Origin of the sequence: Chromohalobacter sp. 48-RD10, assembly GCF_029889785.1 — a bacterium.
GTDB lineage: Bacteria > Pseudomonadota > Gammaproteobacteria > Pseudomonadales > Halomonadaceae > Chromohalobacter.
This window is the reverse complement of sequence record NZ_JARANX010000027.1, coordinates 1-16,566: the sequence shown is the minus strand read 5'-3', so window position 1 is coordinate 16,566 and position 16,566 is coordinate 1. Positions and strand designations below refer to the sequence as shown.

General features: G+C 62.5%; 16 protein-coding genes. 10 read left to right on the top strand and 6 right to left on the bottom strand.

Annotation, left to right across the window (positions count from 1 at the left end; genetic code table 11):
• The first annotated feature begins 89 nt into the window (after nucleotides 1–89).
• From OP496_RS15390 to OP496_RS15370, 5 genes are all read left to right on the top strand, one after another.
• Nucleotides 90–953, top strand: coding sequence for a MurR/RpiR family transcriptional regulator (locus tag OP496_RS15390; RefSeq protein ID WP_280564650.1), 864 nt, complete (start codon nucleotides 90–92; stop codon nucleotides 951–953).
• Between the two features lie 26 nt (nucleotides 954–979).
• A complete protein-coding gene (locus tag OP496_RS15385; RefSeq protein WP_280564648.1) occupies nucleotides 980–2,479 on the top strand; it encodes a D-aminoacylase in 1,500 nt (499 codons plus the stop codon).
• Between the two features lie 27 nt (nucleotides 2,480–2,506).
• Entirely contained in the window at nucleotides 2,507–2,899 is a 393-nt protein-coding gene (locus OP496_RS15380) for a RidA family protein (RefSeq protein ID WP_280564646.1), read from the top strand.
• A gap of 191 nt (nucleotides 2,900–3,090) precedes the next feature.
• Nucleotides 3,091–4,584: a sodium:solute symporter family protein gene (locus OP496_RS15375; RefSeq protein WP_280564645.1), complete on the top strand. Its 1,494-nt coding sequence runs from the start codon at nucleotides 3,091–3,093 to the stop codon at nucleotides 4,582–4,584.
• A gap of 153 nt (nucleotides 4,585–4,737) precedes the next feature.
• Nucleotides 4,738–5,685 (top strand): rhodanese-related sulfurtransferase, encoded by a 948-nt coding sequence (locus OP496_RS15370; protein WP_280564642.1) that lies wholly within the window; start codon nucleotides 4,738–4,740, stop codon nucleotides 5,683–5,685.
• A gap of 81 nt (nucleotides 5,686–5,766) precedes the next feature.
• On the opposite strand, the gene chrA is transcribed toward OP496_RS15370, so the two are convergent.
• The 4 genes from chrA to puuE form a co-directional block, all read right to left on the bottom strand.
• Nucleotides 5,767–6,981 carry a chromate efflux transporter gene (gene chrA / locus OP496_RS15365; RefSeq protein WP_280564641.1) on the bottom strand — a complete coding sequence of 405 codons (1,215 nt, stop codon included), beginning with the start codon at nucleotides 6,979–6,981 and terminating at the stop codon, nucleotides 5,767–5,769.
• Between the two features lie 90 nt (nucleotides 6,982–7,071).
• On the bottom strand, nucleotides 7,072–7,557 hold the full coding sequence (locus OP496_RS15360) for an ureidoglycolate lyase (protein WP_280564640.1): 486 nt from the start codon (nucleotides 7,555–7,557) through the stop codon (nucleotides 7,072–7,074).
• Between the two features lie 24 nt (nucleotides 7,558–7,581).
• A complete protein-coding gene (locus OP496_RS15355; protein WP_280564639.1) occupies nucleotides 7,582–8,409 on the bottom strand; it encodes a bifunctional allantoicase/(S)-ureidoglycine aminohydrolase in 828 nt (275 codons plus the stop codon).
• 17 nt (nucleotides 8,410–8,426) lie between these two features.
• Complete coding sequence (puuE, locus tag OP496_RS15350; protein WP_280564638.1) at nucleotides 8,427–9,362, bottom strand: allantoinase PuuE; 936 nt, start codon at nucleotides 9,360–9,362, stop codon at nucleotides 8,427–8,429.
• 287 nt (nucleotides 9,363–9,649) lie between these two features.
• Here puuE and OP496_RS15345 point away from each other — a divergent pair, with 287 nt between their 5' ends.
• The 3 genes from OP496_RS15345 to OP496_RS15335 all read left to right on the top strand — a co-directional run bounded on the left by OP496_RS15345 (nucleotide 9,650) and on the right by OP496_RS15335 (nucleotide 13,450).
• On the top strand, nucleotides 9,650–10,381 hold the full coding sequence (locus OP496_RS15345) for an aspartate/glutamate racemase family protein (RefSeq protein WP_280564636.1): 732 nt from the start codon (nucleotides 9,650–9,652) through the stop codon (nucleotides 10,379–10,381).
• A 222-nt stretch (nucleotides 10,382–10,603) separates the two neighbouring features.
• Nucleotides 10,604–11,953, top strand: coding sequence for an NCS1 family transporter (locus OP496_RS15340; protein ID WP_280564635.1), 1,350 nt, complete (start codon nucleotides 10,604–10,606; stop codon nucleotides 11,951–11,953).
• 42 nt (nucleotides 11,954–11,995) lie between these two features.
• A complete protein-coding gene (locus OP496_RS15335; protein WP_280564634.1) occupies nucleotides 11,996–13,450 on the top strand; it encodes an NCS1 family nucleobase:cation symporter-1 in 1,455 nt (484 codons plus the stop codon).
• Between the two features lie 40 nt (nucleotides 13,451–13,490).
• Here the strand turns inward: OP496_RS15335 and OP496_RS15330 are convergent, their stop codons facing one another.
• A complete protein-coding gene (locus OP496_RS15330; RefSeq protein ID WP_280564632.1) occupies nucleotides 13,491–14,234 on the bottom strand; it encodes a GntR family transcriptional regulator in 744 nt (247 codons plus the stop codon).
• Between the two features lie 50 nt (nucleotides 14,235–14,284).
• On the bottom strand, nucleotides 14,285–14,641 hold the full coding sequence (gene uraH / locus OP496_RS15325; RefSeq protein ID WP_280564630.1) for a hydroxyisourate hydrolase: 357 nt from the start codon (nucleotides 14,639–14,641) through the stop codon (nucleotides 14,285–14,287).
• 128 nt (nucleotides 14,642–14,769) lie between these two features.
• Between uraH and uraD the strand changes: the two genes are divergently transcribed.
• The gene (gene uraD, locus OP496_RS15320) at nucleotides 14,770–15,294 is read left to right on the top strand and encodes a 2-oxo-4-hydroxy-4-carboxy-5-ureidoimidazoline decarboxylase (protein WP_280564629.1); all 525 of its coding nucleotides are present in this window, start codon (nucleotides 14,770–14,772) and stop codon (nucleotides 15,292–15,294) included.
• Nucleotides 15,295–15,404: 110 nt separating this feature from the next.
• Nucleotides 15,405–16,235 carry an IclR family transcriptional regulator C-terminal domain-containing protein gene (locus tag OP496_RS15315; protein ID WP_280564627.1) on the top strand — a complete coding sequence of 277 codons (831 nt, stop codon included), beginning with the start codon at nucleotides 15,405–15,407 and terminating at the stop codon, nucleotides 16,233–16,235.
• Nucleotides 16,236–16,566: the final 331 nt, after the last annotated feature.

Below are 16,566 nucleotides of genomic sequence, written 5' to 3'. Positions count from 1 at the left end.
CTTTTATACTTAGAGGGTATTTACTAACACATAATTTAAAAATATGTTAGTACCTAACAAGCTCATCAATCACTGGATACGGGCCGCTCGTGAGTCAAGAATTCGACATCCTGTCGCATATCACCGCCTGCTTGCCGAGCCTGCGCGAGTCGGAGAAGAAGGTCGCCACGCTAGTTCATGACGACATCGACTTCGTCACGGAGGCGAGTATCGGCGAGATCGCCAAACGTGCCGAGGTGAGCGATGCCACGGTGACGCGTTTCGCGCGCGCGGTGGGGTGCCGCAATGTGCGCGATCTCAAGACGCGCCTCACCCGTGCCCTGGCCGCCGGTCGTCGTTTCATTCAGGAAGCGAGCGAAGAAGACGGCCTCGGCGTCATCTACGACACCGCCGCACAGACGCTCGCACTCAATCGCGAACTCATGGAACAGGCCGATGTCGAGGGCGCGGTGACGATGCTTGACGACGCCCGCCAAATCCTGGTGTTCGGCGCCGGCGGCGGCTCCACCGTGATGGCGCAGGAAATGCAATTCCGACTGGTACGGCTTGGTTACGCCATCAGCGCCTATCCGCAAGCGCTGCTACCACGCATGGTCGCCTCGACCCTGGAGCCCGATGACGTCGTCGTGACGCTGTCGGTGACCGGTTACACCCCGGAAATCGTCGAAGCGGCCGAGCTGGCACGCCAGTACGGCGCTCGCGTGCTCGCCATAACCGCCGTCGGGTCGCCACTGGCGGAGATCGCGAACATCGCCCTACCGCTGGCCGCCCGCGAAACCGATTACATCTATTTCCCGTCGTCGTCGCGCTACGCCATGATGGCCGCCATCGATATGCTGGCGCTGGGCCTGGCATTGCGACACCGCGATCATACCCGCGACAAGCTGCGACGACTCAAGATCACCCTCGATGCCCATCGCGGCGGCGATAATCGCCAGCCGTTAGGGGATTGAGCCGTCCCGTCGCATAAGGAGTCGCCATGCACGTCGATTTACTGATTCGCCACGCCACGATCATCGACGGTAGCGGGCGCGAGGCCTTCACCGCCGATGTCGCTATTCAGGACGAACGGATCGTCGCCATCGACGAGCTGAATGACGCTGACGCGCACGAAACACTCGACGCCGAAGGATTGATTCTCACGCCTGGCTTCATCGACGTTCACACTCACGACGATACTAATGTCATCCGCACGCCAGAGATGTTGCCCAAGCTCTCTCAGGGCGTCACCACGGTGGTGGTCGGCAACTGCGGCATCAGCGCCAGTCCGGTCACGCTCACGGGCGACGTGCCCGATCCCATGAACCTGCTCGGCCGTGCGGAAGATTTCCGTTATCCCACTTTCGCCGCCTATGCCCAGGCAATCGACGCGGCGGCGCCAAGCGTCAACGTGGCGGCGCTGATCGGACACACGAGTCTGCGCAGCCAGGTGATGGATCGCTTCGACCGCGCCGCTGGCGACGACGAAATCGCCGCCATGCGCGAACAACTGGAAACGGCACTAGCCGACGGTGCCGTGGGGATGAGCTCGGGCCTCGCCTATCGCAACGCCTATGACACCCCCACGACCGAGATGAATGCCCTCGTCGCGGCGGTCGGCCGTGCCGGTGGCGTCTATACCACGCATTTGCGCGATGAGTTCGCCGGGCTTCCCGAGGCGATGGACGAAGCCTTTGCCACCGCCAGACACGGCCAGGCGCCGCTGGTGATCTCGCATCTCAAGTGCGCCGGCGCCGGCAACTGGGGCAACGCCTCCAAGGCGCTGACCAAGCTCGACGACGCCGCGCTATCCCACGGCGTGCACTGCGACTGTTACCCCTATACCGCCGGCTCCTCGACACTGGATCTGGGCCAGGTCACCGACGAGATCGATATCTTCATCACCTGGTCCGACCCGCACCCCGAAATGGCACGCCAGCCCCTCGACACCATCGCCGCACACTGGGGGCTATCGCTGATGGACACCGCCAAACGTCTGCAACCGGCCGGCGCGGTCTACCACAACATGAGCGAGGCGGACATGCGCCAGGTGCTATCGCATCCGTTGTCGATGGTGGGCTCCGACGGTCTGCCCAACGACCCACACCCGCATCCCCGATTGTGGGGTACCTTCCCGCGCGTACTCGCCCACTACAGCCGTGACCTGAAGCTGCTGTCGATGAGCGAGGCCGTGCGCAAGATGACCTCACTCTCGGCGACCAACTTCGGGCTCACGGACCGTGGCGTCGTTCGTGTCGGCGCCTTCGCCGATCTGGTGCTGTTCGATCTCGAGGCGTTAGAAGACACCGCCACCTATAGCGCACCGATTTCACTCGCCAGTGGCATCGAGCTGGTCACGGTCAACGGTTGCATCAGCTATCGCCACGGCCAGGCGAGCGGCGAGCGTGCCGGACGGCTATTGCGTCGCGACGTCCGGCTTTCACCAGCCCCGGTCTCCGCGGGCCTTCCCAACGGGCGTGATAGCGCCGCATTCCACTAAGCATTCAGCAGTACAGGAGAGCAGAGCATGAGCATCAAACGTTATGGCGTCGAAGGGGGCGTCGGCACCGGTGGCCAGAAACTGCCCTTCGCCCGCGCCACTGAAGCAGGGGGCTGGCTGTTCGTCTCGGGGCAGACTCCGATGACCGACGGCGAAGTCGTCGAAGGCAGCATCGTCGAGCAGTCACGGCTGGCCTTCGCCAATTGCCTGAAGATCATGCAGGACGCCGGTTACGGCGTGGAGGACGTGGTACACGTCACCGCCGTGTTGACCGACGCACGCTACTTCAGCTCATTCAACAAGGTATTCAAGGAAGTCTTCGGCGAGCATCCCCCGGCACGCATCTGCAGCGTTCAGGACCTGGTGGTCGACTGCAAGGTGGAGGTCGATGTGAAGTGCTATCGCGATGATCGCGCCTGATAAGCGCCTACGCGGACACATCGTTTCGATGGACAAGCACCGCAGTATTGGAAGAGAAGTTAGAAAAACGTAAAGAAAGATGGTCGCGCCCCGGCAAGGGCGCGACCGGCAGCGTAAAACCCCATGGGCCATGACATTCCACACTGCCCCGGCCGCGGCAACGGTCGGGACAACAATTATAAGAGGTTATTATGAACAGTCACGTTTTCCTCGGGGCCTTCATCGCCTACGTGGTCGTCATGATCGCGTTCGGCTGGTGGATTTCCCGCCATAGCCGAGGCACCGGCAACGATTTCCTATTGGGCGGACGCAGCATTCCGATATTTCTGACGATTGGTACCACCGTCGCCACTATGGTGGGTACCGGATCGAGCATGGGGGCTGTCGGCTTTGGCTACACTAACGGCTGGGCCGGTGCTCTCTACGGAATCGGTGGCTCCATCGGTGTCTTACTACTGGCGGCGTGGTTCGCGCCAGTGCGCAAGCTGCGCTTCATGACCATGAGCGAAGAGCTTTCCTACTACGTCGGCGCCAATCGCTGGGTGCGCAATATCGTCGCCGTGCTGATCTACATCGCCTGCATCGGCTGGCTCGGCGCACACATCCTCGGTGGTGGGCTCTATCTATCATGGATGGCCGGCATCGACCTGACTACCGCACGCATCCTGGTGGCACTAGGTTTCGGTATCTACTGCGTGATCGGCGGCTATATGGCCGTAGTGTGGACAGACACCATTCAAGCGGTAGTGCTGTTCGTCGGCTTCATCGTGATGGCCGTCATCGCGCTGTTCGAGGTCGGCGGCTTTTCGGGCCTGGGCGCCAACATGGATGTCGCCACCACCAGCTTCCTGGGCATCGACAAGATCGGCGTGGTACCGGCGATCTCTCTCACCGCCGTCATCGCTGTCGGCGTGCTGGCCACGCCCTCCTACCGACAGCGCATCTATTCCGGCAACTCGGTCCATTCGGTGCGCAAGTCGTTCGTCATCACCGGTATCCTTTACATAATCTTCTCGATCATTCCCGCGATCATCGGCATGGCAACGCACGCCCTGAATCCCGATCTCGACAACAGCAACTTCGCTTTCCCGTTCCTGGCCACCGAGATCCTGCCACTATGGCTCGGCCTGCTGCTGCTCGTTGCGGGACTCTCGGCCACCATGTCGAGCGCGAGTTCAGATGCCATCGCTGGCGTCTCGATCCTGCTACGTGATGTGTACGTGCTTTTCACCGGCCACACGCCCTCGGCGCACAAGGTGGTCAAGCTCTCGCGTCTATCGCTAGTCGCCACCATCGGTCTGGCGTTGCTGTTCGCGTTGACCTCCGACAACGTCATCGACTACATCACCAGCATGATCGCCACGGTCATGGCCGGCATGTTCGTGTGTGGCGTACTGGGGCGCTTCTGGCCGCGCTATAATTGGCAGGGTGCTGTCGCCACGCTTATCGCCGCCTCCGCTACCTCGCTAGCAGTGATTGGCGTCGATAGCTGGAGCGCCTTCTGGGGCAACCCGAGCATCCCGGCCGTTCTGGTCGCGCTGGTCGTAGGTGTCGTGGTCAGCCTGATCACACCAGCGTCGCAGGTGACACCGGAGCAAGCCCTGCAGCGTATCAACGAGGAACGCCAACGCATGGAGGGCGATGCCGACCCAGCGCTAACGCCACAGACCGACTCAACGTCCTGAGCCGTCTTTCAGCTCCCACCGCCCCGCCCAAACGGGGCGGCATCCTGCCGCAGATGCATCACCGCGTGGCATTGCGTAAAATGCGTCTCCCTTGGCACTCGCCAACGATTCACCCGGTCCGTCCTTTACGGGGACGATTACCAGGAGATAGACATGACCCAACCGCACGACGCGCCGGCCATCGTGGTCGCGGCGCTTTATCAGTTCGTCACTCTCGACGAGTACGAGGCCCTGCGCGAGCCTTTGTTCGAAACGATGCGCGCCTACGACGTCAAAGGCACGCTGCTACTCGCCCAGGAAGGCATCAACGGTACCGTCTCCGGCACCCGCGAGGGCATCGACGCCTTGCTGGCGTGGCTGCGGGCCGACCCACGTCTGGCTGCGGTCGACCACAAGGAGTCCTACTGCGATGCGCATCCGTTCTATCGCACCAAGGTCAAGCTCAAGCGCGAGATCGTGACCATGGGCGTGGAGGGCGTCGTCCCTGACCAGCAGGCCGGTACCTATGTCGAGCCCGAAGACTGGAACGATGTCATCGCCGACCCGGAAGTGCTGGTCATCGACACGCGCAACGATTACGAAGTGGAAATCGGCTCGTTCGAGGGCGCCATCGACCCACAGACCAAGACGTTCCGCGAGTTTCCGGATTACGTCAAAGCGCATTACGACCCCGCCAAGCACAAGAAGGTAGCGATGTTCTGCACCGGCGGCATTCGCTGCGAGAAGGCCTCGAGCTTCATGCTCAATGAAGGCTTCGAGGAGGTATATCACCTCAAGGGCGGGATTCTGAGCTATCTGGAAAAAGTCCCCGAAGAACAGTCACGCTGGCAGGGCGAGTGCTTCGTGTTCGACAATCGCGTGACCGTACGCCACGATCTCGCCGAGGGCGATTTCGAACAGTGCCACGCCTGTCGCCGCCCGATCTCCAAGGACGACATGGCCTCCGCGCAATACGAACCCGGCGTGAGCTGCCCGCACTGCTGGGATAACCTGCCGGAAAAGACCCGCAACAGTGCCCGCGAGCGTCAACGCCAGATCGAGCTTGCCAAGCAACGCGGCGAACCGCATCCACTGGGCCGCGATCCGCGTCGCGACACGTGAGTCACGAGGCGTAACGCCCACCCTACCGTGAACGATACGCGAGCCGACGGCCCCGTCGGCTCGCGCTGCCTCTCACTCTCACTACAGCGTGATGACGATGCCCCCGGCCGCCAAGATCACAACCATCGCCCAGGCCGGCAGCTTCCATACGCTCAGCAGCAGAAAGCCCGTCAATGCCAGGGCAAACTCGGAAGAACTGACAACCACACTGGTCCAGACCGGTTGGTAGAGGGCGGCGCCCAGGATCCCCACCACCGCCGCATTCGCGCCACGCATCAATGATTGCGCGCGCTCCAAGCGCCGGAAGCGGCTCCAGTAAGGCAGCACGGCCACCAGCAATGCGAGCCCCGGCAAGAAGATCATGATGAGCGCCAAAGCCGCGCCGAGCAGCGGCACGGACAACGTCCCTATCTCGGCGCCAAGATACGCCGCGAAGGTGAATAGCGGTCCTGGAATCGCCTGGGCGGCGCCGTAGCCCGCGAGGAAGCTATCGGGTGTCACCCAGCCTGACGGGACGACCTCGCTCTCCAGCAGCGGGAGCACCACATGCCCGCCCCCGAACACCAAAGCACCGGCCCGGTAGAAGGCGTCGATCATCGCCAGGATCGTGGACGACGACAGCCAGGCAAGCCAAGGCAGCCCGATCAGCAACGCGATGAAACATGTGGCAGCGACTTGGCCGACGCGCCGCGACACCGGAAAGTGCAACTCACGCGACACCGAGCCACCTTGGTCTCGGCACACTGAGTCTCCACAAAACAGCATACCGGCCACCGCACCGACCACGATGGCCGTGACCATCCCCACCGGTCCGCCGATCAGCACTACCAATAGAACAGCCGCCAAAGCGATGCCGGCCCGCCGCTGGTCGGGGCAAAGCGTGCGCGCCATGCCCCAGACGGCGTGGGCAACGATCGCCACGGCCGCCACCTTGAGACCATGCAGGATGCCTTGGCTGACCGGGCCATCGAAAACTGCAGCTCCCGATGCGAAAAGCACCAGCACGATGGCCGAGGGCAGCGTAAAGGACGTCCAGGCAGCAGCGGCTCCCCAACCTCCACCCCGCAATAGCCCCAAGGCGAAGCCGACCTGGCTGCTGGCCGGGCCCGGAAGAAATTGACACAGCGCCACCAGATCCGCGTAGTCCTCCTCCGACAGCCAGCGGCGCCGTGTGACGAACTCAGTACGAAAATAGCCCAGATGAGCGATGGGTCCACCGAAGGACGTAAGGCCCAATAGCAGAAAGGCGGAAAAGACTTCCTTGAGACGCTCAACGGAATGGCGCGCGTCCGACATCAGCAAGGCTCCTGATCGAGCTTCATGAGCAAAACAGGCATCACCGTGCATGGCCGTACCGTTGAACACCACCACGGTGTGGATACCTGCTTATAAACTCACCCGCGCTTCCAGCGGGTATTCCTCGCAGTTGTTGCCCTCGCCGGCACGATCCACCACCAGGAACTCGCCTTCCACATCGAGCACCGAGTGAATGGCGTGCCAGGTGCCGGCGCGATAGCTCACGCCCTGGCGACCGTCGGTGACGAACGCGCGCACATCGCCAGGCTCGATGCGCTCTCCCGGTGGCGCCACGACGACGATGAAGCGCTCTCCGTGCAATGGCATGAACGCCTGGCTGCCGAACGGATGACGCTCCAGCAATGTGAGGGTCAGCGGCAGTTCCACGGGTTGGCTGATGAAAATACTGATGATCGGCCGTGCGCCCTCGCCGAGTGTCTCGATTCGCGCCAGATCGTGATAACGCTGGGTGCGGCCATTGTTGATAGGAAAGCTATCGGCATCACGACGATCGATGACATCGCCGAACGCCGCGAAAGCCTCGGCGGTCAGGGGCTGGGCGGTAAGTTCGAGCATGCGTTCTCCTCAGAGGGTATTGTCTCAGCTCAAGCGCAGCTTCATGTGCCGATTCACGTCCTTGTAGAGCAGATAGCGAAACGGCCCCGGCCCGGCGGCGTAGCAGGACTGCGGACAGAACGCGCGCAGCCACATGTAGTCGCCGGCCTCGACCTCGACCCACTCCTGATTGAGATGGTAGACCGCGCGCCCCTCCAGCACGTAGAGCCCATGCTCCATGACATGGGTCTCGTCGAACGGGATCACCCCACCCGGCTGGAAGGTGACGATATTGACGTGCATGTCGTGGCGCACGTCCTGCGGGTCGACAAAACGGGTCGTGGCCCATTTGCCATCGGTGTCCGGCATGGCGATCGGCGCGATATCGTTCTCGTTGGTGACGAACGCCTCGGGCACGTCCAACCCTTCGACGCGCTCGTAAGCCTTGCGAATCCAGTGGAAGCGCACCGGTGCGTCACTCTCGTTGCGCAATTGCCAGTCAGCGCCCGGCGGTAGAAAGGCGTAACCACCCGGCGCCATCGCATGCACCTGGCCGTCGAGGGTCAACGTCATCTCGCCCTCGACCACGAACAGCACGCCCTCGGCACCACTATCCGGTTCCGGTCGTTCGCTGCCGCCACCGGGGGAAACCTCCATGATGTACTGTGAAAAGGTCTCGGCGAAGCCGGAAAGCGGCCGCGAAAGTATCCACAACCGCGTCTTTTCCCAATGCGGCAGGAAACTGGTGACGATATCGCTCATCACGCCTTTCGGGATCACCGCATACGCCTCGGTGAACACCGCTCGACCATGAATCAGTTGGCTCTGCGGCGGCAGCCCTCCATGGGGGGCGTAGTAGCTGCGTTGTGACATGAGAGGTTCCTCGCTTTTCAAGCCGGATGCGTCGCCGCCCAGTGGCGGGCGATGTCCTCACGCCGGGTTATCCACACCCGGTCGTGGGCCTCGAGGTGATCAAGGAAGCGCTGCAGCGCTCGGAAACGCCCAGGGCGGCCGATCAGCCGGCAGTGTAGGCCGATGGAGAGCATCTTGGGGGTTTCCGCGCCTTCGGCATAGAGCACGTCGAAGGCGTCGCGCAGGTACTGGAAGAAGGGCTCGCCGTGGTCGAAGCCGGTGGGCGAGGCGAAGCGCATGTCGTTGGTATCCAGCGTGTAGGGCACGATCAGGTGGCGGTGCGTCTGGCCCTGGCTGTCTTTGACGTCGCTCCACAACGGCAGATCGTCACCATAGTAGTCACTGTCGTAGAGAAAACCACCCTGGTCGAGCAGCAGGCGCCGCGTGTTGGGGCTGTCACGGCCGGTGTACCAACCTAACGGAGCCTCGCCGTAGAGCGTTCGGAAGATCTCGACGGCGCGCTGCATATGCTCACGCTCGACGGTTTCCGGCACATTCTGATAATGAATCCAGCGATAGCCATGGCAAGCGATCTCGTGGCCAAGTTCCTTGAAGGCGTGTGCCGCCTCGGGATGACGTTCCAGCGCCATGGCGACACCGAACACAGTCAGCGGCAGCCCGCGTCGTTCGAACTCTCGCAGCACGCGCCACACGCCCGCCCGCGAGCCGTACTCGTAGATCGACTCCATGCTCAGGTGGCGATCCGGGTAGGCCTCGGCACCGGCGATTTCGGAGAGGAACTGCTCGGAGTGGCTGTCGCCGTGCAGCACGCTGTTCTCGCTGCCCTCTTCGTAATTGAGGACGAACTGCACCGCGATACGTGCCCCGCCCGGCCAATCGGCCTGAGGCGGTGTGCGACCATAGCCGACGAGGTCGCGGGGATAAACGGCGGACGGATCGGAGGATGATGCCATGCCCATGAAGACTCCCGTTTCTTGTTCTATCAGCTATTTACCTTAGCGTGCGTTGATGTATACAAAAAATCAATCCCTTGGCCGAGCGCCTGGAATCGCCATCACATCGTTTGCAGGCGTATGAAATGTCCATGCAACCACCGTCCACCGGCGACACAAGGCACTGGTGGCCTGGTGCTCACCTGACGCGACGACGATTGGGCATTGACTTATTTTGTATTCAATACTAGAAATTTTGTAGACAAAAATACTGCATCCGAGGCGAAACCTCGCGCTCAAGGACTCTCATGCGCTTGCATCTCATCAATCCCAACACCAGCACCGGCATGACCACGCGCATCGATGAATCCGCCAGTCGTATCGCGGCGCCGGGTACCCGGATCGTCGCCACGCAGCCGGAAAGCGGTCCGGTGTCCATCGAGGGTCACTTCGACGAGGCGATCAGCGCCGTGGGCGTCACCGAGGAAATCGCCAAGGGCGAGCGCGACGGCAGCGACGCCTACATCATCGCCTGCTTCGGCGATCCCGGCCTGATGGCGGCTCGCGAAATGACCCGCGCCCCGGTGCTGGGCATCGCCGAGGCCGGTTTCCATATGGCCAGCCTGATCAGCACGCGCTTCTCGGTGGTCACGACGTTGGGGCGTACCGGCATCATTGCCGAGCATCTGCTGCAAGCCTACGGCTTCGCTAATCACTGCCGCCGCGTGCGCGCAGCGGAGATCCCCGTACTCGATCTGGAAGACGACGGCGATGCAGCGCTGACCCGCGTGATCGAGACTTGTCGTCGCGCCCGCGATGAAGACGGCATCGGTGCCATCGTCCTCGGCTGCGGCGGCATGGCCGACCTGCGCGCCACTATCGAGGAAGCGGTGGGCATTCCCATCGTCGAAGGCGTCACTGCCGCCGTGAAACTGGCCGAGGCGCTGGTCGGCCTGGGGCTCGGCACCAGCAAGCATGGCGATCTGGATTTTCCACGTCCCAAGGCGTTCACCGGCCACTTCGCGCATTTATCACGCTAATGCCCGCAAACGGGAGGAGCCACGTTTCAGCACCACGATCAATACTCGCTAACGCTCGAGCCTAAAGCAGCCTAACCCGTCGCCGGCGTCCTTTTGCCAATAATCACAACACCAGGACGCCCGACCGATAGATAAACAGCAGCACGCTACGCCACTCGGACGTCCCCCAGCGGGGCGCACAACAACAAACCGCGGGATCCGGTCCCGCCCGAGGAAAGCGTCATGACAAGCGACTCCGCCACGTCGGAAGGGCCGCGCCCTGCCGGCAAGGCACCGGGGGAAGAATCCCTGGCCCCACAGCGTACCCGCATCATGGGGCGCGTCTCCTATTTACTGGCCTGGTTCGGCGGCTGCGTATCCATCGGCACCTTCGCCATGGGTTCGAGCATCGTCGGCACGCTCAATCTGCTGCAAGCGTCGCTGGCCATCGCCATCGGCTGCTTCGTGATCGGCGTCGCGCTGACGATCAACGGCGCCGCCGGGTACAAGTACGGCATTCCCTTCATGGTCCAAGCACGCAGCGCTTTCGGCTTTACCGGCACACGCCTGCCTGGCCTGGTGCGCGCCGTGCCGGCCATCGTCTGGTATGGCTTCCAGAGCTGGATCGGGGCCGGCGCCCTGAACGCCGTGTCGGCGACTCTGCTGGGCTTCGACAACTTGGTGTTCTACTTCATCGCCTTCCAGCTCTTGCAGATCGCCCTGTCGGTGTTCGGCTTCCAGGGCATCAAATGGCTGGAGAATATCGGCAGCGGCTTCATTCTGGCCTCGCTGGTGTACATGTTCTTCAGCGTGCTGAACAAGTACGGCGATGTGATCGGCGAGCAGTTGATCGATATCGATGGCACCTGGGGGCTACCCTTCTGGGGCGCGACAATGCTGTTTCTGGGCATCTACAGCACCATGATCCTCAACGCCAGCGACTACTCGCGCGAACTCAAGCACGGCAGCGGGCCGGGGCTTCTGGCCACGCTGTATGCCATGTCGATCCTACCCTGCACGCTGTTCATGGGCTTGATCGGACTGATGGTCTCCGGCGCCACCGGCGTCGCCGATCCCATCGATGTCTTCGCCAATGCCGTCGACAACCCGCCGCTTCTGATCACCACCCTGCTGTTCATCGCCTTCGCCCAGGTCACTACCAACGTGCTCAACAACGTGGTGCCGCCGACCTATGTGCTGATGGATATGTTCAAGCTGAAGTTCCGTAGCGCCACGGTGATCGTCGGGTTGCTGGCCTTCGCCACTTTCCCCTGGGAGCTGGTCAAGGACGACTCCGCCGCCGGGCTGCAACTATTCGTGCAGACCTACTCGGCGTTCCTGGGCCCGATCTTCGCGATCATGGCGGTGGACTATTACCTCATCCGCCGGCGCACGCTGGATATCGACAAACTCTATGACACGCAGGGCCCCTATCGCGGCATCAATTACGCCGCCTTCATCGCCACGCTGATCGGGGCGCTGGTGGCGCTCAATGTCTCCGCGATCTCGTGGTACGCGAGTCTCATGCCCGCCGGTCTGGCGTATTACCTGATGATGCGCTACTGGCCGGCCTGCCAACGCTTTTGCCAATGACATCGTCTTCCACGCATCTGCATCCCGACATAGAGCGCCACTATGCACGATAACGATCTGCGCCTCACGGCGCCCGACGCGAGTCTCTACAACACCGACCTGGCGCCGCTGCCCTATCATCAGCGACGCTGGGGCGCCTTCGAAATCTTCAATGTCTGGGCCAACGACATCCAGAGCCTGTTCGGCTATACCCTGGCCGCCTCGCTGTTTCTGAGTTACGGCCTCAACGGATGGGCAGTGATGGCCGCCATCATCCTCGCCGGCCTAGTGGTCATGGTGTTGGTCAACCTGACCGGACGACCTAGCGTCAAATACGGCATTCCGTTTCCGGTGGTGGTGCGCGCCAGCCTCGGCGTGCACGGCGCCAACCTGCCGGCGATGCTGCGCGCGGTGATCGGCATATTCTGGTACGGCGTGCAGACCTACTTCGCCTCCACCGCTGTTACGCTGCTGTTGACCGCGCTGGGCGTACCGGAGAGCGGCCAGTTCCTGGGGCTATCGAGCGTGGCCTGGCTGGCCTTCGTCATCGTCTGGATCTTTCAGCTGGCAATGTTCTGGGCGGGAATCGAGCGCATCAAACGCTTTCTCAACTGGGCAGGGCCACTGGTCTACGCGGTCATGGTGCTGTTAATGGGCGTGGTCTGGTGGCAAGCCGGCGCCTCGCTGCTACCAGCCATTGGCGACATCTTCAGCGGCAGCAGCGACGCCGCCGGTAGCGCCGTCGGCGCCTTCTTCACCGTGCTCGGCACCATGATCGCGTACTTCGCCGCTGTGGTGATCAACTTCGGCGACTTCGCACGCTTCGTGAAGAACGAGCGCGCCATGCGGCTCGGCAACTGGCTCGGGCTGCCGCTCAACGTGGCGGTCTTCTCGTTCATCGCGTTGGTCATCACCGCCGGCACCCTGGCACTGTTCGGCGAGGCGCTGACCAACCCCTCGGACATCGTCGACCGCGTCGATAGCCTGCCGCTGACGATCATCGCCGCGCTGACTTTCTTCGCCGCGACGGTAGGCATCAACCTGGTGGCCAACTTCATTCCCCCCGCCTATGACCTCGCCAATCTGTTTCCGCGGCGCATCAGTTTCCGTCTCGGCGGCCTGATCACGGCGATCATCGCCTTCTTCATCGGGGCCTTGTGGGTCAGCGTGATCAGCCAGATCGGTATTCCCGGCTTCGTCAACGCCATCGGTGCCGTCATCGCCCCGTTCTACGGCATCATCGTGATTGACTACTACGTCATCCGCCGCGGCCAACTGGACGTGCAGGCGTTGTTCTCGGCGGCACCCGACAGTCCCTATTACTATACCAACGGCTGGAACCGTCGCGGCTTGATGGCCTTCGCCATCGGCGCGCTGTTCTCGCTAGCCTCGGTATGGGTGCCGGCCCTCGCTGCACTGGAAGGCTTCGCATGGCTACTCGGCGCCGGCCTGGGCGGGGCGTGCTACTACGTGCTGATGCGCGGACAGGTCTCGACGCCTACCGAGGCGACGCACTAAGCAAACGCCGCTACGAAGCCCCCGTCGACACGACAGGGGCTTACACCGGGGTGCCATCGAAGATAGCGTACAGATCCGGCGTTTCTTCGGGGGCCTCGGTGATGGAGAGCGAGGCTTCGATGGCCTTGAGGTGGCGCTGCATGAAGGCGCGGGCGCGCTCGGCGTTGCCGCTTTCCAGGTGTCGGATCAGTTCATCGTGATCGTGGGACTCACAGCCGAGGTGGCCGGTGTTGCCGTAGACGGCGAGGATCAGCGACGAACGTGAACACAGGCGGCCAACGAACTCGCTGAGCGTGGCGTTACCCGCCAACTCGGCCAGTTGGTTATGAAAGGCTGCCGAAAGCTTGATCGCTTCGCTCTGCTTACCGGCCTTGAGTGCCTGGCGCTCGCGGTTGGCGCAGTCGCGCAGCGACTTGAGATCGTTCTCGGTGACGCGCGAAGCGATCTGTGCCATCAGTTCGCATTCCACCAGTTGGCGCGCGGCGAAGACATCGCGTGCCTCCTCGGCGGTGGGCCGGGAGACACTCGCGCCACGGCGAGGCGTCAGGGTGACGAGATGCTCCAGCGCCAGGCGTTGCAGGATCTTGCGAATACCGGTACGGCTCACGCCGAACACTTCCGACAAGGCATCCTCGCGCAGACGCGCACCGGGTTGCAGACGGTGTTCGATGATGGCGTCGCTGATCGCGCGGTAGATGGCATCATGACGCTGCGCACCGTCGCCAGCCTTGCCCTCGTTGCGACGCGTTTTCCTGGCGGCATGCGCCTGACGTGACTCGCTCATTCACGGCTCCCGAATGCGTTTGCGCTGATCATCGCATTGCCCACCACGGCTCAGCTACCACGGTAGGTGGAGTAGCCGAATGGCGATAACAACAGCGGCACATGATAGTGGGCCTCCGCATCGTCGATGCCGAAACGTATCGGGATGCTATCCAGAAAGCGCGGACCGGACGCGGCGGCATGCTCCTGGCGATCAAGATACGCGCCGGCCTGGAAGACCAGCTCGTATTCGCCGACGCGAAAGGCCTCGCCTTCGAGAAGCGGACCCTCGCAGCGGCCATCGTCGTTGGTCACGAACGCACCCAGCGTCTGGCGGACGTCAGCCTCGAGCCGGTAAAGCGTCAGGCGCAGGCCATTGGCGGGACAGCCCCGCGCGGTATCCAGAACGTGCGTGGTGAGATAACCCATGATGGCTCCTTGCAGATCGGCATGGCACGGAAGAGCGGGCAACATGGCGGGATGAACGCTTGCGTACTCACCCCTTACCCTTATTTTGTATACAACAACTGCGAACAACATAGCATCAGGAGTCGTGCATGCGCCAACCCTTGCTCTCGCCACGCCCCACGACGCTCGACCGCTCAGCCTTCGTGGAAGCGTACGGCGGTATTTACGAACATTCTCCGTGGATTGCCGAAGCGGTATGGGACGCTGGCATCGAAGCCCACCACGACAGCCCCGCAGAGCTCGCCGGGGCGATGGCTACCGTGCTCGACGCAGCGTCGTCGGAGGATCAACTCAGAGTCATTCGTGCGCATCCCGACCTGGCCGGCAAGGTCGCGTTGGACGGTGGCCTGACTGATGCCTCGAGCCACGAACAGGCCGGCGCGGGGCTCGACCAGTGCTCGCCGGAGGAACTCGCGCGTTTCGAGCGTTTGAATGCCGCCTACAAGACGCGTTTCGGTTTTCCCTTCGTCATGGCCGTCAAAGGCTATCATCGCCGCGAGATTCTCGACGCCTTCGAGGTCCGTCTCGCGCATACGCCCGACGAGGAACGCCATACTGCCATCGCGCAAATCCATCGTATCGCCCAGCTACGCTTGGACGCCCATACCGCCTGAGTTCAGGCGTGCGTCTGTGGTAAGTCAAGACGTGCACCTTTGGTGGGCTGGCGAGGCTTCGAAATTCATGGAAGAATTTTCCATGAATGTTCCATGAGAGAGAGCCAGGCGTGACGGAAAGCAAACGCAAGTCGGTCGGACGCCCCGCTGGCAATGGCAAATCTACCAGCGGCCACAGTCAATCGTTGGTGCGGGGCCTGAGTATTCTCGAGGGCCTCGCCGCCGCGCCCGGCGGGCTAGCGCTTTCCGATATCGCCCAGGGCGTGGGCCTGGCGCCGTCGACCACGCACCGCTTGCTACAAGCACTGCATCAGCAGGGCTTCATCGCCCAGGATGCGGAAATGGGCGTATGGCACATCGACGCCAAGACGTTCCGCGTGGGCAATGCCTTCCTCGAGGCGCGCGACTTCGTCGCCACCGCCCGGCCCTTCCTGCATCAACTAACGGCGGAGACCGAGGAAACCGCCAACCTGGGCATCCGGGATCAGGGCATGGCGGTGTTCCTTGCGCAGAGCGAGTCACCGCAGATGATGCGCATGATCACGCGGCTAGGGTCGCGTGCCCCGCTGCATGCCTCAGGCGTCGGCAAGGCCCTGCTCGCCTGGCTACCACGCGACGAGGTCGAGCGCATCCTCCACACGCGCGGACTCGACAAGGTCACGCCCAACACCCTCGACACCCCGGCCCGCCTGCGCGACGCCCTCGGCGAGATCCGCCGCCAGGGCTACGCCTGCGACCGCGAGGAACACGCCATTGGACTCAACTGCGTGGCGGCGACGCTGCACGACGAAAACGGCCAGCCGCTCGCCGCCATCTCGGTCTCCGGTCCCGCCGCACGCATTCCCGAAGCACGCCTCGTCGAACTCGGCGGCCTGGTCAGCCGCGCCGCTCGCGAGATCACAGCGCAATTGGGTGGGCGGCTGCCGCACGATGCCGACTGAACAAGCTGCCTCACCACCGCCCGCAGCTAAGGTCGCAGCGCATTGTCACATTTCTATTGGAAATCCGTTACCGAATGAATTTGATTCATTTTAAGGACAAGAATCCTTCACTGGTGCCGGGAGTCAAAGGACTGCCAAAATGCAGCCAATTGAAGACACATACCGCCCCGGAGTATTCATGGCACACGATCTGATCACTCAACGACTCGACCAGGGTCCCCTCATATGTGCCGAAGGCTTTCTGTTCGAGCTTGAACGGCGCGGCTATCTCTCTGCCGGTGAATTCGTGCCCGAGGTGGCGCTGCTGCGCCCGGACGCACTGGAAGCGCTG